The 18666-nt window shown below is 68.4% G+C and carries 16 protein-coding genes; 10 read left to right on the forward strand and 6 right to left on the reverse strand.

Annotated elements, in window-relative coordinates; translation table 11 throughout:
- The 4 genes from AC5RV2_RS07020 to AC5RV2_RS07035 form a co-directional block, all read right to left on the reverse strand.
- A partial coding sequence (locus AC5RV2_RS07020; protein WP_494091765.1) for a PadR family transcriptional regulator occupies positions 1–381 on the reverse strand: 381 nt, incomplete at its 3' end.
- The gene (locus AC5RV2_RS07025) at positions 381–1205 is read right to left on the reverse strand and encodes a DUF4097 family beta strand repeat-containing protein (RefSeq protein WP_494091766.1); all 825 of its coding nucleotides are present in this window, start codon (positions 1203–1205) and stop codon (positions 381–383) included. The genes AC5RV2_RS07025 and AC5RV2_RS07020, both read right to left, overlap by 1 nt.
- Positions 1206–1401: 196 nt before the next feature.
- Positions 1402–2001, reverse strand: coding sequence for a GDSL-type esterase/lipase family protein (locus tag AC5RV2_RS07030; protein WP_494091767.1), 600 nt, complete (start codon positions 1999–2001; stop codon positions 1402–1404).
- An 85-nt stretch (positions 2002–2086) separates the two neighbouring features.
- Positions 2087–5914: a multifunctional oxoglutarate decarboxylase/oxoglutarate dehydrogenase thiamine pyrophosphate-binding subunit/dihydrolipoyllysine-residue succinyltransferase subunit gene (locus AC5RV2_RS07035; RefSeq protein WP_494091768.1), complete on the reverse strand. Its 3828-nt coding sequence runs from the start codon at positions 5912–5914 to the stop codon at positions 2087–2089.
- A 400-nt stretch (positions 5915–6314) separates the two neighbouring features.
- Here AC5RV2_RS07035 and guaB1 point away from each other — a divergent pair, with 400 nt between their 5' ends.
- The 6 genes from guaB1 (at position 6315) to AC5RV2_RS07065 (ending at position 13658) form a co-directional block, all read left to right on the forward strand.
- On the forward strand, positions 6315–7769 hold the full coding sequence (guaB1, locus tag AC5RV2_RS07040) for a GMP reductase (protein ID WP_494091778.1): 1455 nt from the start codon (positions 6315–6317) through the stop codon (positions 7767–7769).
- Between the two features lie 395 nt (positions 7770–8164).
- The gene (locus AC5RV2_RS07045) at positions 8165–9508 is read left to right on the forward strand and encodes a hemolysin family protein (RefSeq protein ID WP_494091769.1); all 1344 of its coding nucleotides are present in this window, start codon (positions 8165–8167) and stop codon (positions 9506–9508) included.
- Positions 9509–9516: 8 nt separating this feature from the next.
- On the forward strand, positions 9517–10566 hold the full coding sequence (locus tag AC5RV2_RS07050; RefSeq protein ID WP_494091770.1) for a hemolysin family protein: 1050 nt from the start codon (positions 9517–9519) through the stop codon (positions 10564–10566).
- A gap of 308 nt (positions 10567–10874) precedes the next feature.
- The gene (locus tag AC5RV2_RS07055) at positions 10875–11858 is read left to right on the forward strand and encodes a metal ABC transporter solute-binding protein, Zn/Mn family (protein WP_494091771.1); all 984 of its coding nucleotides are present in this window, start codon (positions 10875–10877) and stop codon (positions 11856–11858) included.
- A gap of 109 nt (positions 11859–11967) precedes the next feature.
- Positions 11968–12762, forward strand: a complete 795-nt coding sequence (locus AC5RV2_RS07060; RefSeq protein WP_494091772.1) for a metal ABC transporter ATP-binding protein — start codon at positions 11968–11970, stop codon at positions 12760–12762.
- Between the two features lie 2 nt (positions 12763–12764).
- The gene (locus AC5RV2_RS07065; protein WP_494091773.1) at positions 12765–13658 is read left to right on the forward strand and encodes a metal ABC transporter permease; all 894 of its coding nucleotides are present in this window, start codon (positions 12765–12767) and stop codon (positions 13656–13658) included.
- A 43-nt stretch (positions 13659–13701) separates the two neighbouring features.
- On the opposite strand, the gene AC5RV2_RS07070 is transcribed toward AC5RV2_RS07065, so the two are convergent.
- Entirely contained in the window at positions 13702–14145 is a 444-nt protein-coding gene (locus AC5RV2_RS07070) for a Fur family transcriptional regulator (RefSeq protein ID WP_494000149.1), read from the reverse strand.
- 145 nt (positions 14146–14290) lie between these two features.
- On the opposite strand from AC5RV2_RS07070, the gene AC5RV2_RS07075 reads away from it, so the two are divergent.
- From AC5RV2_RS07075 to AC5RV2_RS07090, 4 genes are all read left to right on the forward strand, one after another.
- Positions 14291–14950: an MBL fold metallo-hydrolase gene (locus AC5RV2_RS07075; protein ID WP_494091774.1), complete on the forward strand. Its 660-nt coding sequence runs from the start codon at positions 14291–14293 to the stop codon at positions 14948–14950.
- A 104-nt stretch (positions 14951–15054) separates the two neighbouring features.
- A complete protein-coding gene (locus AC5RV2_RS07080) occupies positions 15055–15888 on the forward strand; it encodes a sulfurtransferase (RefSeq protein ID WP_494091775.1) in 834 nt (277 codons plus the stop codon).
- 109 nt (positions 15889–15997) lie between these two features.
- Complete coding sequence (locus AC5RV2_RS07085) at positions 15998–17158, forward strand: NAD(P)-dependent alcohol dehydrogenase (protein ID WP_494091776.1); 1161 nt, start codon at positions 15998–16000, stop codon at positions 17156–17158.
- Positions 17159–17319: 161 nt separating this feature from the next.
- On the forward strand, positions 17320–17748 hold the full coding sequence (locus AC5RV2_RS07090) for an HIT family protein (protein ID WP_494012443.1): 429 nt from the start codon (positions 17320–17322) through the stop codon (positions 17746–17748).
- Between the two features lie 27 nt (positions 17749–17775).
- Here the strand turns inward: AC5RV2_RS07090 and AC5RV2_RS07095 are convergent.
- A partial coding sequence (locus tag AC5RV2_RS07095; protein WP_494091777.1) for a DUF3418 domain-containing protein occupies positions 17776–18666 on the reverse strand: 891 nt, incomplete at its 5' end.

Below are 18666 nucleotides of genomic sequence, written 5' to 3' on the forward strand. Positions count from 1 at the left end.
GGCCTCGGCCGAGGCGGCGAGGTCGGCCCGCAACCCCTTCATCGAACTGCGCAGTTCCTCCCGCAGCTCGTCCGCGAGCCGCCGCACCGAGGCAGAGATGTCGGCTTCGACTCCGGCCAGCTCTTCCCGGCGGGCAGCCAGCTCCGCCCGCCCGGCGTCGGTGATGCTGTACACCGTGCGCCGGCCGTCGGACGAGGTGATCACCAGCCCTTCCTCCTCAAGTTTGGCCAGCCTGGGGTAGACGGTGCCCGCGCTGGGGGAGTAGGTGCCGCCGAACCGGTCGCTGAGGGCGCGGATGATGTCATAACCATGCTTGTCGCCCTCCGCCACCAGCGCGAGCAGGTAGAGCCGCAGGGCGCCGTGCGCGAAGACCGGGGTCATCAGCCGACCTGGCTTCCGGCGATGTCCCGGTGGAAGACCGCCAAGGTGCCCGAAACCGTGGTGGAGCGGATGGTGAGCCCGGGGCCCTCGGGTCCGATCCGGGTTTTCACCTTCTCGGAGAGGCCGAAAAACTTCTGGTCGTTCACCGTGATGCTGCCGGTGGCCGAGGAAGCAGCCACCTCCACGCCGCATTCGTCCGGTACGCGCACGGTAACGTCGCCGGAGACGGAATTGACGGCCAGGTCCTCCGGGGCGCCGTGCAAATCGAACCCCAGGTCTCCGCTGACCGTGCTGGCGCGGATGTGGCCCAGGAAGCCCGAGGCGGTGATTTCGCCGGAGACGCTCTTGGCCACCAAATTCCCGCTGTGCTCGCGGACGATGATTTCGCCGCTGACCGTATTGACGGTGAGCATGCCGGCGGTGTTGTCCGCCATCATGGATCCGGTGACCGTGCTGACATCCGCCCCGGCCGCCGTACCGCACACCAGGCCGTCACCACTGACCGTGGCGGCCTTGACCGGCAGGTCCCGGGGAACGCCGATACTGATCACCGCTTCGTCCCGGGCTCCGGGAAGCACCAGGTTGACGCGGCGGGCGAGGAAACCCAGCGGGCCGTCGCCGGCCTTGCCGTGGCTGATCTCCAGCGTGCCGTTGCGCAGGGTCATTTCCAGGGGTGATCCGGCGACCTCGGAGACCTCCACGCGGACCGTCGGCTCGTCATGGACGATGATGTCCAGCCGCCCCTTGACGATGGATGCCCGCAGCGAACGGACATCGTCGACGTCGATCGTCTGGGGACCGTCGATGCTCCAGGTATCGTTCATGGCCCGTCCTGCCTGTGGCGATACACCGCTCGAAACGCGATATATCTTGTGATGCAAGACACGATATATCGCGATTGCCGGGACCGCAAGGGCCGGAACCGCCTCCTCAAGCGGAACGGCGGGACCGGAGCATTCTCCGGTCCCGCCGAGGCCGTGTTGAGGGCCTGCGCGGCGCACCCGTGCGTTGCGCGTCCGCCTAGAAAGGCTCGGGCAGGTCCAGCCACGGGTACCACCCGCGGTGCAGCACCAGCCACGCCAGCAGCCCGTAGCCCGCCTGGCCGGGGCCCCCGCCGTTGCTGGCCAGGTCGGTGCGCCACTGCTCGTGGTTCAGCAGCGGCGTGAACGTGTCGACGAAGACGTGCTTGCGCCGCGTGGTCACATCGCCGAAGGCGGCGGACAGCTCGGCCAGTTGGATGTTGCGGTCCGGGTCCAGTCCCGGCGGCGGGCCGACGACGAAGACCTTGACGCTCAGCTGCGCCGCGCCGTCGAGGATGTTCGCCAGGTTGAGCCGGCTGCGCGCCGTGGACAGTCCGAGCTCGAGATCGCGGCCGGACAGCCCGATGACCAGCCGGTTTTCGAAGCCGTCATCGAAACGCCGTCCGGCTTCCTGCAGCCAGCGGCCGGCCAGTTCCTCCGTTCCTTCGTTGGGCGAGGCCAGCACGAAGGACTCCAGGGTGGCTGGATCCGGGTTGGTCCGGGCCAAGGTGCGGCCGAGCCAGCCGAGGGCGCGCGGGTCGCCCACACCGGCCAGCAGTTGATCACCCACGGCGGCGATCCTGATTCTGCGTTGCTCCACGGGTAGCTTTCTGGTTCGACGGATTGGAAGCGTGCTTAAACGAAAGTGGGCGGGGCGCCCTGCGGCACCCCGCCCGCCATCTTACTCAGCGGCGTTCAAAGGCCTTCTTGACCAGGACATCCTGCTCCGCGGCGTGGCGCTTGGCCGAGCCGGTGGAGGTGGCAGCGGAGGCCGGGCGGGAAACCAGGCGCAGCGGACGGTCCAGGGCCTCGGGCAGGTACAGGCCCATGAAGGGCCAGGGGCCCTGGTTGGCCGGTTCGTCCTGTGCCCAGACGATTTCCGCGTTCGGGTACTTGGCCAGTTCCGCCTTGATCTCGTCGACCGGCAGCGGGTAGAGCTGTTCGACCCGGACGAGCGCGGTCTTGGTGTCGGAGTTCTTCTGGCGCGCAGCCAGCAGGTCGTAGTAGAGCCGGCCGGAGACCAGCACCACACGGTCGACATCCTGGCCGTTCAGGTCCTGAGCGTCGCCGATGACCGGCTGGAACGTGCCGCTGGTGAAGTCCTCCACCTTGGCCGCGGCAGCCTTCAGCCGCAGCAGCTGCTTCGGCGTGAAGATGATCAGCGGCTTGCGCGGCCGGTTGTAGGCCTGACGGCGCAGCAGGTGGAAGTGCGAGGCCGGGGTGGTCGGGTTGGCCACGATCATGTTGTCCTCGGCGCACATCTGCAGGAACCGCTCGATCCGGGCCGACGAGTGGTCCGGGCCCTGGCCTTCGTAGCCGTGCGGCAGCAGCAGCACCAGCGACGACCGCTGGCCCCACTTCTGCTCGGCCGAGGAGAGGAACTCGTCGATCACCGTCTGGGCGCCGTTGACGAAGTCTCCGAACTGGGCCTCCCACAGCACCAGCGCGTCCGGGCGCTCGACCGAGTAGCCGTATTCGAAGCCCATGGCCGCGTACTCGGACAGCAGCGAATCGTAGATCCACAGCTTGGCCTGGTCGTCGGACAGGTGGCTCAGCGGCGCCCACTCTTGGCCCGTGACGCGGTCGTGGAAGACCGCGTGACGCTGGACGAAGGTGCCGCGGCGGGAGTCCTGGCCGGCCAGGCGTACCGGCACCCCTTCCATCAGCAGCGAGCCGAAGGCCGCGAGTTCGCCGAAGCCCCAGTCGATGTTGCCCTCGCGGGACATCTGCTCGCGGCGCTCCAGCAGCGCCTTCAGTTTCGGGTGGACGGAGAAGCCCTCCGGTATTTCCACGTGCGCCTTGCCGATCCGGGCCATCATCTCGGCGGAGACGGCGGTGCCGGCCGGCACGTTGGCCCTGTCCTCGGTCTGCTGGGAGAGCGGGCGCTCCAGGTCGGACACGGCCGCGGAGTCCTTGGTGATCACCGGGATCGGTGAGGTCTGCGCCGCGTGGGTCTCGGCGAAGACACGCTCCAGCCGTTCCTGGTAGTCGCGCAGGGCCTGGTCGGCTTCTTCCTGGGTGATATCGCCGCGGCCCACCAGGGCCTCCGTGTACAGCTTGCGGGTGGAGCGCTTGGCCTCGATGAGGTTGTACATCATCGGCTGCGTCATCGAGGGATCGTCGCCCTCGTTGTGTCCGCGACGGCGGTAGCAGACCATGTCGATGACGACGTCCTTGTGGAAGCGCTGGCGGTACTCGTAGGCCAGCTGTCCCACGCGGACCACGGCCTCGGGGTCGTCGCCGTTCACGTGGAAGACCGGGGCCTGGATCATCTTTGCCACGTCGGTGGAGTACACCGAGGACCGCGAGGCGTGCGGCGACGTGGTGAAACCGACCTGGTTGTTGACCACGATGTGCACGGTGCCGCCGGTGCGGTAGCCGCGCAGCTGCGACAGGTTCAGGGTCTCGGCCACTACGCCCTGGCCGGCGAAGGCCGCGTCGCCGTGGATGATGACCGGCAGCACCGGGAACTCGTCGCCCTTGTCCAGGCGGTCCTGCTTGGCGCGGGCGATGCCCTCGAGCACCGGGTCGACGGCCTCCAGGTGGGAGGGGTTGGCGGCAAGGTAGACCTTGGTCTCGTTGCCGTTGTCGGAAGTGAACTTCCCTTCCGTGCCCAGGTGGTACTTCACGTCGCCGGAGCCTTGGACGCTGCGCGGGTCCGGGGTGCCCTCGAACTCGCGGAAGACCTGTGCGTAGGTCTTGCCGGCGATGTTGGTGAGCACGTTCAGCCGGCCGCGGTGGGCCATGCCGATGGCCACTTCGTCCAGGCCGTCGTCGGCGGCGTCGGAGATCACCGCATCGAGCAGCGGGATCAGGGACTCCCCGCCTTCCAGCGAGAAGCGCTTCTGGCCCACGAACTTGGTCTGCAGGAAGGTCTCGAACGCCTCGGCGGCGTTGAGCTTGCCCAGGATGCGCAACTGCTCCTCGCGGCTGGGCTTGGCGTACTCGCGTTCCAGCTCGTTCTGGAACCACTCCCGCTCGGCCGGGTCCTGGATGTGCATGTATTCGATGCCGGTGGTGCGGCAGTAGGCATCACGCAGCACGCCCAGGATGTCGCGCAGCTTCAGGCGGTCCTTGCCGCCGAATCCGCCGGTGACCCATTCGCGGTCCAAATCCCAGAGGGTCAGCCCGTACGTGTTGATGTCCAGGTCCGGGTGCTTGCGCTGCACGTACTCCAGCGGGTTGGTGTCCGCCATCAGGTGGCCCCGGACGCGATAGGCGTGCACCAGTTGCTGGATGCGGGCCACCTTGTTGACCTGCAGTTCGACGTCCACCTGGTTGTCCGGCCGCCAGCGGACCGGCTCGTACGGGATGCGCAGTGCTTCGAAGATCTCGTCGTAGAAGCCCTGCTCGCCCAGCAACAGCGATTCGATCAGGCGCAGGAACTCGCCCGAGCCGGCGCCCTGGATGACCCGGTGGTCGTAGGTGGAGGTGAGCGTGATGATCTTGCCGACGCCCTGCGCGGCGATCGTCCGCTCGCTGGCGCCGCGGAACTCGGCCGGGTACTCGAGAGCACCGACGCCCACGATGGTGGCCTGGCCCTTGGACAGCCGGGGGACGGAGTGCACCGTGCCGATGCCGCCCGGGTTGGTCAGCGAAACCGTGGTGCCGGCGTAGTCGTCGGCGGTGAGCTTCCCGGCGCGGGCCCGCTTGATCAGGTCCTCGTAGGTGTGCCAGAACTCGGAGAAGTTCATGGTTTCGGCGCGCTTGATGTTCGGCACCACCAGCAGGCGGGTGCCGTCGGGCTTGGGCATGTCGATCGCGATGCCGAAGTTGACGTGGGCCGGCTGGACGGCGGCGGGCTTGCCGTCGATCTCGTCGTAGTGGACGTTCTGGCTGGGGAACTGGCCCAGCGCCTTGACCACGGCGTAGCCGATGAGGTGGGTGAAGGAGACCTTGCCGCCGCGGGCGCGGGCCAGGTTGGAGTTGATCACCAGGCGGTTGTCGATCAGCAGCTTGGCGGGAACCGCGCGCACCGTCGTCGCGGTTGGCACGCTCAGGCTGGCGTCCATGTTGGTGGCGATGGCCTTGGCCGGGCCGCGCAGCACGGAGACGGTGTCTTCTTCGGCCAGTGCGCTGGGCGCGGATTTGGGCAACTGGGCGGGGATCGGGGCAGGCTTCGCCTCCGCCTTTTCGGCCGGTTCGGCCTTCGCTGCTGGCTCGGCCTTCGCTGCCGGCTTGGCGGGGGCGGCGGAGCTATTGGTGGAGGTGTTGGGGGCCGGCTCGTTGTCAGCGGGAATCGGCTTGGTTCCGGCCTGCTCCGTGGCCGTGCTCTCGCCCGAGGCCTGGGGCGCGGTATTAGCCGCGGCGGGGCGGGAAGGCGCGGTGGCGCCCGCCGGGGAAGCTGCAGTGTTTTTCGGGCTGCCGTCGCCGCCGTTGGCCGCCTCGAAGATGCTCCACCATTTCTTGTCCACGGAATTCTTGTCTTGGAGGTACTGCTCGTAGATTTCGTCTACGAGCCATTCGTTACCGCCGAATTCTTCGGGTAGACGAAGGTTGGGATGCTCTGGCACTTGTGATACGCCTCTTCCGTGAATTGCCGCTTGCCCTGCAGATCACGCGCTTCCCTTGGCTGCCTTCCGAACCTGCCGGCCAGCAGCGGAATTGCGAGTGCGCATCTGCCGCGCACTAGATCTGGACCAGTTGCCAGTCTAATGACACTTTCCCAACGCAGGCTAATCTTTAGCGTTTAAGCGGAGGAACTTCGTGCCGATTCGTCCTGCGGCCCGCCGGCCCTAGACTTTCAGGGGAGCAGGGAAATTTTCAGGCGGCCCGGCCCGCCCTCCGTGTGCGGCCCCGGCAGCACATGGACACGACGGATCCGGACCCCTGGCCCGCAGCCCCACCTACCTGACCGGCCGCCGCGCCACCTGGCCGTCCCGGCCCGCACGGCGACGAGTGAAGAGAGCAGCCATGCGCCTGATCAACGAGCCGATGACCGACCTGACCTATTCGGACGTTTTCCTGGTCCCTTCACGCTCCGACATCACGTCGAGGCTGGATGTGGACTTGTCGGCCGGCGACGGCACCGGGAGCACCATTCCCCTGGTCGTGGCGAACATGACCGCCGTCAGCGGCCGCCGCATGGCCGAGACCATGGCGCGGCGCGGCGGGCTGGCCGTGCTGCCGCAGGACGTCCCGCTGAACGTGCTGGCCGAGGTCACCGGTTGGATCAAGGATCGGCACATCGTCTTCGAAACGCCGTTGGAACTGACCGCGGGCAACACCGTGATCGATGCCGTGCACCTGATGGACAAACGCGCGCACGGCGCGGTCGCTGTGGTCGACGACGCCGGCAAGTGCGTGGGCGTGGTGCGCGCCGAGGACTGTGAGGGCGTGGACCGCTACGCGTCGCTGGAGTCGGTGATGGCGGCCCACCCGCTGCTGCTGGACGCCTCCATGTTCAACGCCGGGGCGGACACCGCGCTGCGGCAGGCCTTCGACCTGTTCGACTCGGCCTCGGCGTCCTTTGCGCCGGTCGTGGACGACGACGGCGTGCTGGTCGGCGCGCTCACCCGTGCCGGCGCGCTGCGCTCGACCATCTACACTCCCGCGCTGGATCAGCAGGGCCGGCTGAAGGTGGCCGCCGCCGTCGGGATTAATGGCGACGTCCGCGCCAAGACCGAGGCGCTGCTGCAGGCCGGGGTGGACGTTTTGGTGGTTGATACAGCCCACGGGCACCAGCGCAAGATGTTCGAGGCCCTCGAAGCGGTCCGCAGCCTGGACCCGCAGGTTCCGGTGGTCGCCGGCAACGTGGTCAGCGCCGACGGCGTGCGCGACCTGGTCGGAGCCGGCGCGGACATCGTCAAGGTCGGCGTGGGGCCCGGCGCCATGTGCACCACCCGCATGATGACGGCCGTGGGCCGGCCGCAGTTCTCCGCCGTGCAGGAATGCGCGGAGGCGGCCCGGGAGCTCGGCGCCCACGTGTGGGCCGACGGCGGGGTCCGCTATCCGCGCGATGTCGCCCTGGCGCTGGCGGCCGGCGCCAGCCAGGTGATGATCGGTTCCTGGTTTGCCGGAACGCACGAAAGCCCGGGAGACCTGCTCACGGACAGCAACGGCCGCAAGTACAAGGAAAGCTTCGGCATGGCGTCGGCCCGCGCCGTCCAGAACCGGACCCGGCGGGAGGACGCCTTTGAGCGGGCCCGCAAGGCGCTCTTCGAAGAAGGCATCTCGTCCTCCAAGATGTACCTGGACCCGCTGCGTCCCGGCGTCGAGGACCTGCTGGACGGGATCACCGCCGGCCTGCGCAGCTCGCTGACCTACGCCGGCGCACAAAACCTGGTGCAGTTCCGCGAACGCGCCATCGTGGGCGTGCAGTCGGCCGCCGGCTACGAAGAAGGCCGTCCGCTGCCGGAGAGCTGGTAGGAGTTCCGGCGGCCGTGGCCCTGCGTGCGCCCGTCCCGCTCCGGCGGGGGGAGGGGCACGCAGGGTCCGGCGCCGGTACGCCGGCGGCAGAACGGCCGCCTGGGACTGCCCGCGGCCCAACCCCGCCTGCTAGGCTATTGCCCATAATGGACAGCTATTCTAGGAGCCGGTCCGTGACGCACCCCGCAGGGCAGGCAGCATGCCGGACCGCGGGAGCACAGGCCGCCCAAGCGGGCGCCGCGTGCGAGGCGTCACCCAGCACCGGCAAATCCCGTGCACGTGCCCGTCACACACTTGCCGCCCGCGCGGCCGGTCAGGAGCCTCCTAGTCCGGGCTCGGACGACCCCCCTCCGGTTCCATCCGACCGCCTGAAGTTCGGGGCGGTGGCGCGCTAGATGGAATGGATCCAAATCACCGCCGGCATGCTGCTGATCCTCGGCACCGGCTTTTTTGTCGCCGTGGAATTCGCCCTGGTGGCCCTTGACCAGCCCACCGTGCAGCGCGCCATCGACAACGGCGACCGCGGCGCAGTGCCGCTCATGAAATGCCTGAAGTCCCTCTCCACGCAACTCTCCAGCTGCCAGCTCGGCATCACCCTCACCACGCTGCTGACCGGTTTCCTGATGGAACCGGCCATCAGCTCGCTGCTGCGTCCGTCGCTGACCGCGCTGGGCCTGGCCGAGGCCGTCATCCAGCCGGTCGGTGCGGTGATCGCCATGGTGATTGCTACCCTCCTGTCCATGCTGCTGGGCGAACTCGTGCCCAAGAACGCGTCCATCGCCTTGCCCATGGCGGTCGGCAAGCTGGTGGCCCGGCCCCAGCTGATCTTCACCGCGGTGTTCAAGCCGTTCGTGCTGCTGCTCAACGGCTTCGCCAACAAGGTGCTGCACCTGTTCGGGCTGGAGGCCAAAGAAGAACTGTCCGGCGCCCGCACGCCGTCCGAGCTGGCCTCGCTGGTACGCCGCTCCGCGGAAATGGGCACCCTGGACGCCGGGACCGCGAACTTCCTCGCCAAGACCTTGTCTTTCTCCGGCAGGACCGCGGCCGACGTGATGACGCCGCGCATCCGGGTGGAGTTCATCGACGCGGACCAGACCGTGGCCGACCTCATCGCCGCCGCCCGCCGCACCGGCTACTCCCGGTTCCCGGTGCTCGGCGATTCCCCCGACGACGTCCGCGGCGTCGCGCACATCAAGAAGGCGATCGGGGTGCCGCGCAAGAAGCGTCCGCACCTGCCCGTGGGCACCATCATGGCCGACGTGCTGCGGGTGCCCGAGACGGTGCACCTGGATTCGCTGCTGTCGGAGCTGCGGGCCGCAAACCTGCAGTTCGCCGTGGTGCTCGACGAGTACGGCGGCACCGCCGGCGTGGTGACGCTGGAGGACCTGGTGGAAGAGATCGTGGGCGAAGTCGCCGACGAGCACGACCGGGTGAAGCCCGGCGTCCTGCAGAGCGCCACCGGAAACTGGTATTTCCCCGGCCTGCTGCGTCCGGACGAGGTCAGCGAGCAAATCCCGCAGCTGACCGTGCCCGACGGGGCCAGCTACGAAACGGTCGGCGGCTTCATCATGGCGCAGCTGGGCAGGATTGCGGTGGTGGGCGACACCGTGGCCGTGGACGGCGGCATCCTGGAAGTCGAGCGGTTGGACGGACGGCGGGTGGACCGCGTCCGGTTCATCCCGAGTCCGGCAACCGGTGCGGTGCTGCCTGAGGCCGGCACCGCGGGCGGTGCGCTCTGATGGCCGCCATGGGTATTTTCTGGCTGGTAGTGCTGCTGTTCGCCAACGCGTTTTTTGTCGGTGCCGAATTCGCCGTCATGTCCGCCCGCCGCAGCCAGATCGAGCCGCTGGCCGACAGCGGCTCCAAGCGCGCCAAGACCACGCTCTGGGCCATGGAGCACGTCTCCCTGATGCTGGCCTGCGCGCAGCTGGGCATCACCGTGTGTTCGCTGCTGATCCTGAACGTGGCCGAGCCGGCGATCAAGGAACTGCTGCTGCTGCCGCTGGAAGGGTGGCTGGGCATTCCGCACGAGATCTCCTACGGCATTTCGTTCGCCGTGGCGCTGCTGCTGGTGACGTTCCTGCACGTGACCTTCGGCGAAATGGTTCCGAAGAACATGTCCGTGTCCATGGCGGACAAGGCCGCGCTGCTGCTGGCTCCGCCGCTGGTGGCGGTCTCCAAGGTGGTGCGGCCGGTGATCTTCACCCTGAACTGGACCGCGAACCACTTGCTGCGGGCCGTGCGGATCGAGCCGAAGGACGAGGTCTCTTCCACCTTTACGCTGGAGGAAGTCCAGTCCATTGTGCAGGAATCCACCAGGCACGGGCTGGTCGACGACGACGCCGGACTGATCTCCAGTTCGCTGGAGTTCTCGGCGGTGACGGCCGCCGCCGTGATGGTGCCGCTTGATGAATTGGTCACCATCGGCGTGGACACCACGCCGGAGCAGTTCGAGCGCGCGGTGGGGCGGACCGGGTTCTCCCGGTTTGCCGTGGCCGATGCCAACGACAACCTCACCGGGTACCTGCACCTCAAGGATGTGATGACCATTCCGGAGGACCGGCTCAACAAGACGATTCCGGTCACCAAGGTCCGCACCCTGGCCAATCTGGCGCTCGATGACGAGATCGAGGACGCGCTCGCCGTGATGCAGCGCACCGGATCGCACCTTGCCCGGGTGCTGGGATCCGACGGCACTACGCACGGCGTGCTGTTCCTCGAGGACGTGCTGGAAGTGCTGGTCGGCGAGATCCGCGACGAAACGCAGGCCCAGGGACTGCGCCGGACCGGCGAATAGCCCTCGCGCGGCGCGGGGCGGCAGGACACTCCCGCGCCGCGCGCCGGTCCCGAGCCGGGCGGGGCCGCCCGGGCCGGGCAAACTTGTGTGCCGCGGGCCGCCCGCCTGCCTCGCACGCCTGGTGCCCCGGCTGTGCGCCTGCCGCGCACGGGGCCGGATCGGTCCGCCCCGGGCCGCGCGCGACGCGCACGCCTGTGTGCCGCGGGCCGCTCGCCTGCCCCGGCCGAATGCGAACGGTTCGCAACTGCGTTATGCTGAAAACCCTTATTGTTACTGATTCTCATTATGAGTAGAACCGAGGTTTGCCCGTGAGGCTCTCACGAACCGCTCCCGTACTGGCCGGGCTGACCGCCGCGGCGGTGCTGCTGTCCGGCTGCGCCGCCGCAGGGGGAGAGGCCGAAGGTGACGGCAAGCTGAGCGTGGTCGCTTCCACCAATGTCTACGGTGATGTGGCCCAAACCATCGGCGGCGAGCACGTCGACGTCACCTCGATCATCGACCGGATGGCCCAGGATCCGCACTCCTATGAGGCAACGGCGCGGGACAAACTGGCGATCTCCCAGGCCGACCTGGTGCTGGAAAACGGCGGAGGCTACGACACCTTCATGCACACGCTGGCGGACGAGACCGGCGTCGACCACGACTACCTCATCACTGCTGTGGAAGTGTCGCCGTTGTCCGGAGCCAAGGCCGCCGAGACAGGACAGGCCCACGGAGGCGGCGACGCGGGGCAGACGGAGGACAGCCACGCGGACCACAGCCACGGCGGCTTCAATGAACACGTTTGGTACGACCTGCCGACCATGGCCGCGATTGCGGACGCCATCGCGGAGAAGCTCTCGGCCCTGGACCCGGAGCAGGCCGAAACCTTCCGGGCCAATGCCGACCAGTTCCGCGCCGGAATCGACGGCCTCCAGAGCGACATCGACGAACTCGCCGCCACGGCGAGCGGGGAAGCCGTAGCGGCCACAGATCCGGTTCCGCTGCACTTCTTCGATGCGCTGGGACTGGAGAACAAGACCCCGGCAGGCTTTATGGAGGCGGCCGAGGAAGGCAATGACGCCGCCCCGGCAGCCCTGCGGGAGGCCGAGGAGCTGATTTCCGGCGGGTCGGTACGGTTCGTCGCCTATAACGAACAGACCGAAGGGCCGCAGACCCAGGGCCTGCGCAAATTGGCGGAGAAGGCGGGCATCGACGTCCTCAACTTCACCGAGACCCTGCCGCCGGACCAGGACTACCTGGCCTGGATGGCGGAGAACCTGGAATCGGTGGACCAGGCGCTGGACGCGTGACCGGACAGGACGCCGGGCTGTGGTTAACTGAGGCAGTCCACGCCGGTCGCCGCAAGTGCCGCATCCCCTTCGTGCGCTGCGCGGCACGGAAGCTCAAAGGAACACTGCCATGACCCCCGCCGTCCGATTGCAGGGTGCCTCGCTGTCCTTCGGCCAGCGCGTGCTGTGGCATGACCTCGACCTGACCATCAACCCGGGCGAGTTCTTCGCGGTGCTGGGCCCCAACGGCTCCGGCAAGACGAGCTTCCTGCGCGTGTTGCTGGGCCTGCAGCCGCTGAGCAGTGGCACAGCCGAGGTCAACGGACGGCCGCTGGAGCGCGGCAGCCGGGACATCGGCTATATCCCCCAGCAAAAGTCCTTCGCTCCGGAGACCCCGCTGCGTGCGCGCGACCTGGTGGGCCTGGGCCTGGACGGGCACCGGTGGGGCATTCGGCTGAACGGCCGCAGGCATCGCCGGCGGGTGGACGAACTGCTTGAAATGGTGGGCGCCTCCGGCTACGCGGAAGCCCCGGTCGGGCAGCTGTCCGGCGGCGAGCAACAGCGGCTGCGGGCGGCCCAGGCGCTGGCCTCCGACCCCCAGGTGCTGCTCTGCGACGAGCCTTTGCTCTCGCTAGACCTGCACCACCAGCAGGCCGTGAGCTCCATGATCAACAGGCAATGCCATGAAAGGAACAGCGCGGTCGTCTTCGTCACGCACGAGATCAACCCGATCATCGACTATGTGGACCGGGTGCTCTACCTGGCGGGCGGCCAGTTCCGCGTTGGCACGCCGAAAGAAGTGATGACCACCGAGGTGCTGTCGCACATGTACAACAGCCACGTCGAGGTCATCCACAACCAGGGCCGGATCATCGTGGTGGGGCTTCCCGACGCGACCACCCACCACCACGGCGAGGCGGTGTAGGCATGGATGCATCGGAGCTGCTGAACGCGGTCTTCAACTTCAACGACTACGGCGACCTGCTCCCGCTGGTGCGCAACTCGCTGATTGCCGGCGCCGTCCTGGGCCTGGTCGGCGGCCTGATCGGCGTGTTCGTGATGATGCGGGACCTCGCCTTTGCCGTGCACGGCATCGCCGAGCTGTCCTTCGCCGGGGCGGCATTCGCGCTGCTGATCGGCGCGAACGTGGTGTTCGGCTCGCTGGTGGGCTCGGTGATCGCGGCCGTGGTCCTGGGCATGCTGGGCATGCGGGCACGGGACCGGAACTCGATTACGGGTGTGATCATGTCCTTCGGGCTGGGCCTGGGGATCCTGTTCCTCTCGCTCTACGAGGGGCGCTCGGCGAACAAGTTCGGCCTGCTGACCGGGCAGATCGTGTCCGTGGACACGGTGCAGCTGAACCTTCTGACCGCTGGTTCGGCCGTGGTGGTGCTGGGTCTTGTGGCCATCTGGCGTCCGCTGGCCTTCGCCAGCGCCGATCCGGACCTGGCCGAGGCCCGCGGCGTGCCGGTGGGTGCCCTCGCGATCGTGTTCATGTTCCTGCTGGGACTTGCCGTGGCGCTGTCCATCCAGGTGGTCGGTGCCTTGCTGGTGCTGTCCCTGGTCATTACCCCGGCCGCCGCGGCGCTCCGGGTGAGCAGTTCGCCGCGCGTGGTCGTGCTGCTGAGCGTGGTGTTCGCGGTGACCGCTGTGGTGGGCGGCATCCTGCTGGCCCTGGGCGGCAGCCTGCCGATCAGCCCCTACGTCACGACGATCTCGTTCCTGATCTACGTGGTCTGCCGGTTGGCCGGGGCGCGGCGGCAACGGAGCGGCAAGGTGGGGCGGCGCGACGTCGCCGCGGTACGGGTGACCGCCGGCTAAACGCCTTTGGGCGCGGCGTCGCCGCCGTACGGGTGACCGCCGGTTAAGCGCTGGCGGGGGCGGCGCTGCAGTCCGGGCACAGCCCGTACATTTCCACGGTGTGGGCAACCTGCGTGAAGCCGTGCTCGGCCGCCATCCGTGCGGCCCATTGCTCCACCGCCGGAGCCTCAATTTCCACGGTCTTGCCGCAGGTGCGGCAGAGCAAGTGGTGATGGTGATGTTCGACGGCGCAGCGCCGGTACACGGCCTCGCCCTCGCCGCTGCGCATCACGTCCACTTGCCCGTCGTCGGCCATGGCCTGCAGGATCCGGTACGTGGTGGCCAGCGAGACCGAGTCGCCGCGGTCCTGCAGCAAGCGGTGCAGTTCCTGCGTGCTGACGAAGTCCTCCAGGCTGTCCAAGGCGGCGGCCACGGCCACCCGCTGGCGGGTCACCCGCTGTTCCGAACCGCGGCGCTGCGCCTGCGGTTTCGCTGAAGGAACGGACATGTCCGCTTCGGCTCCTCGCTGTCGATACTGGCACCCGTAGGGTGCATCCCAGCCTACCAGCAGGCCTGATTGCCGGGGCACGCCGGCCCGCCCGCACGCCGGACCGTAGGGACCCCGGCCGGCCCCCGCCGCTAGGGTGTGATCCATGAAGCTGACAAAATTCACCCACGCGTGCGTACGGCTTGAGCAGGACGGACACGTCCTGGTGATCGACCCCGGTAACTTCTCGGAAGTGGAGCAGGCCCTCGACGGGGCTGCCGCCGTGCTGGTCACCCACGAGCATGCCGACCACATCGACCAGGACCGGGTTCCGGGCCTGCTCGCGGCGGCGGACGATATGCAGTTGTATGCCCCGGCCTCCGTGGCCGCCGGCCTCCGGGCGCTGGTCCCGGCGGCGGCGGGACGGATCCATACCGCCGAAGCGGAAACGGAGTTCGAGGTGCCAGGGTTTCGCATCCGCACCTTCGGCGGCCAGCACGCCCTGATTCATCCGCACATCCCCGTGGTCGCCAACATCGGCTACGTCATCAATGACAGTCTGTACCACCCGGGCGATTCCTTCATCGTTCCGCACGGAGTGGACGTCAGGACAGTCCTGGTGCCGGTGCACGCGCCCTGGTCGAAGACCGGCGAGGTGATCGACTTTGTGACCGCGATGCGCGCCGAGCACGCCTACCCGATCCACGACGCCGGGCTGAGCGACCGCGGCCTGCCGTTGGTGGAGAAGCACGTGGAGCGGATCGGCGGCCACTACGGCACCAGGTATCGGCACCTCTCGCCGGGGGAGAGCGTGGAGCTGGCCTGACCTTCGGGGAAAGCACGGCCTGCTTGGCCCGATACCTGCTGCTGTGATGGACTGTCGGGACACCGGCGGGCAACGACGCCCGCCAGCAGTCAGGAGGAGATCTCATGAGGACTCTGATGGACGTGCAGACACTGCGTGAACGGATGATCTCCGGACAGCGCACCGTACTGCTCGATGTTCGCTGGAAACTGGGCGACGACGCCGGCCACAGCCACTACCGCCGGGCCCACATTCCCGGTGCCGTCTACGTGGACCTGCCCTCGCAACTGGCGTCGGCGCCGACGCGGGCCGGCGGCCGCCATCCGCTGCCGGAGCCGGAGGCCTTCCGCGAGGCGGCACGCGATTGGGGCATCAACAACGACGACGTCGTGGTGGCCTACGACGACAACGGCGGCATGGCCGCGGCCCGCGTGTGGTGGCTGCTGAAAGACGGCGGATTCGACTCCGTCTACCTGCTCGACGGCGGGCTCGCCGCCTGGCGGGACGAGGGGTTTGAACTGGACAGCGGCGACGAACTGGCGTGCCTGGGCAACGTCGAACTGGGCAGCGGCAGGATGCCCAGGCTTGAGCTGGAGGACGTGCTCGATTTCGCGGCTACCTCCCTGTTGCTGGATGCCCGCGCCGCCGAGCGTTACCGCGGCGAGTTCGAGCCGGTGGACCCCCGCGCCGGGCACATCCCCGGCGCCGTCAGTGCGCCGACCACGGCCAACCTGGCCCCGGACGGGCGCTTCCTGCCGCCCGCGGAACTCGCGGCACGGTTCAAGGACCTGGGGGCGGAAGGACGGAAGGTGGCCGTCTATTGCGGTTCGGGCATTACCGCCGCCCACCAGGTCGTTGCGTTGGCCGAGGTCGGCATGGATGCGGCCCTCTTCCCGGGCTCCTGGTCGCAGTGGTGCGGGCATCCGGAGCTGCCGGTAGCCATGGGGAGCGCGCCGTAATCAGCCGCCGGATCAGCCCCGGAGCTACGCCCTGCACCACGGCACCGAAAGCGTCACAGAGGGTGTGCCGTGGTGGCATGGCGCAGCAGCAAACGGTAGCGTCAGGCCCATGACACTTGGCCGTCCGGCGCCGCCGCCGCTGGGGAAACCGCTTTCACCTGACCAGGAGCAGCAGGCCCTCGCGGCAGCCGACCTGCCGACACCGAGGAGCAGTATGAGGAGGGCGGCGGCCTATGGGGTGACGGGGCCCGATTCCGGCATGGTGGCCCTGCAGATCGAACGCCGCGCCGCCGGACCGCACGACGTGGAGATCGCCATCGCCTTCTGCGGCCTCTGCCACTCGGATGTCCACACGGTCCGCGGCGAGTGGCGCGAGATCGAGTATCCGCTGGTGCCCGGCCACGAGATCGTTGGGCGGGTCACGGCCATCGGCCAGGACGTCACCCTGCACGCCGTCGGCGACCTGGTGGGCGTGGGCTGCATGGTGGATTCCTGCGGCGACTGCTCCGCCTGCGGGGAAGGACTTGAACAGTACTGCGACAAGGGTGCGGTGGGCACCTACGGCGCCCGCAACCGCCGCCACGGCGGCGGGATGACGCAGGGCGGATACGCAACGTCCGTCGTCGTCGATGAGAACTTCGTGCTGCGCGTGCCGCCGGAACTCGACCCCGCCGCCGCGGCCCCCCTGCTCTGTGCCGGCATCACCACTTACTCGCCCATGCGCTACTTCGGCGTCGAAGCCGGCGACTCCGTCGGCGTGGTGGGCCTGGGCGGGCTGGGACACATGGCGGTCAAACTGGCCAAGGCCATGGGTGCGTCGGTAACCGTCTTCACGAGCTCGGCGGACAAGGCCGATTCGGCCCGCGCGCTCGGCGCCGACCACGTGGTGGTGACCGGAGACGCCGAGGCGCTCGCCGCGGCCCGGCGGAGTGTCGATTTGGTCATCGATACGGTGGCCGCGGCCCACGACCTTGCCCCGTACCTGCGGGCCATCCGCCGCGACGGTGCGCTGATCCAACTGGGCGTGCCGCCCGAGCCGATGCCGCCGGTGCCGGTCAACCTGCTGATGCGCGAGCGCGTTGCCTACGGCGCCTCGAAGATCGGCGGCATAGCCGAGACCCAGGAGATGCTGGACTTTTGCGCCGAACACGGGATCACGGCCGACATCGAACTGGTGGGCGCACCGGACCTCGACCAAGCGTATGACCGCATGGTGGCCGGCGACGTCGCCTACCGCTTCGTCCTGGACATCGCATCGCTGAACCGCTGAGCAGGGCCGCCCGTGGTTGATCGCCTGCTGTGGACCTGCCCGCACCGAGGCCGGGCCGGGCGAACCTTCGCTGTCACCCGACCGGACTCCCGTGAGCCCGGCTGGAACCAGGCCGACTCTTACCGACCCCCGAATGACCCCAACCGACAAGGACTGCGTACATGAGCACCCTCTTCACCAAAATCATTGACGGCGAGATCCCCGGCCGCTTCGTCTGGAAGGACGACGACGTGGTGGCGTTCTTGAGCATCGGCCCGCTCGCGGACGGGCACACGTTGGTGGTGCCGCGGCAGGAAGTGGATCGCTGGACCGACGCCCCGGCCGACCTGCTGCAGAAACTCACCGCGGTCGCCCAGACCATCGGCAAGGCCCAGGTGGAAGCCTTTGGCGCCGCCCGTGCCGGCCTGATCATCGCCGGCTTCGAGGTGAACCACCTGCACCTGCACGTCTGGCCCTCCAACTCGGAGGCCGAGTTCGACTTCAAGCGGGCGCAGCAGGACCCGGACCCGGCCGTGATGGATGAGTCAGCCAAACGCCTCCGGGCGGCGCTGCGCGAGGCCGGACACGGGGACGTCGTCCCCGCCGACTGACCCGGCAACCTCTCGGTACCCCGTGACTCAGCCGGCGAGGGCCTCGTTCAGAGCCGTTCGGACGCGCTTCTCGGACACCGAATACGCGGTGCCGAGTTCCTGCGCAAAGAAGCTGATCCGCAGTTCTTCCAGCATCCAGCGAACCCTGTCCAGCCCGGAGCCGTCCAGGTTCCCGGGCTTCAGCGCCGCCCGCGCGTCGTCGTACTCGTCTTCGAGCCGCTGCACCACAGCCATGTGCTGCACGTCCCGGCCCACGGCGGTCGGCAGTTTTTGCAGCCGGCGCTCAATCCCCTGCAGGTAGCGCGGCAGCTGACTGAGCTGCGCATAACCCGTGGCCGCCACGAACCCGGGATAGACCAGCTGCTCCAGTTGGCTCTTGATGTCGGAGAGCGGGCTGATCAGGGCCAGGCTGGCGTTGGACTTCAGCTCCTTCTGGATCCGCCGGGTGCTGGAGAGGATCTTCTCCACGATGGCGGTCACGGTGAAGACGGTGTCGAGCAGTTCCGCGCGGACCTGCTCGTACAGCGCGTCGAAGCCGGCCCGGGTGAAGGGCAGTTCGGCCGGCACCAGCTTGTCCACCGCGGCCTGCGTGCAGTCGTCGATCAGCGACGCCACCGAACCGTGCGGGTTCTGCGTGAAGGTCAGCTTCTCCGTGTTGTTCAGATGGTCCAGCACGTACCGCTGCGGCGAGGGCACCCGCAGCACCAGCAGCCGGATGATGCCCGAGCGCATCGCCGACTGCTGGCCGGACGGTGTCTGGTAGACGCGCACACCGACGGTGCTGCCTTCGTCCACCAGGGCCGGATAGCCGGTCACGGTGTGCCCGGTCACCTCGCGCTTCACCTCGCGGGGGAGGTCGCCGTCCGGCCAGGCGGTCAGGCCGCTGCGTTCCTGCAGGCCGGTGGCGTCCTGCGCGGC

This window comes from Arthrobacter sp. Y3225116, assembly GCF_059091245.1.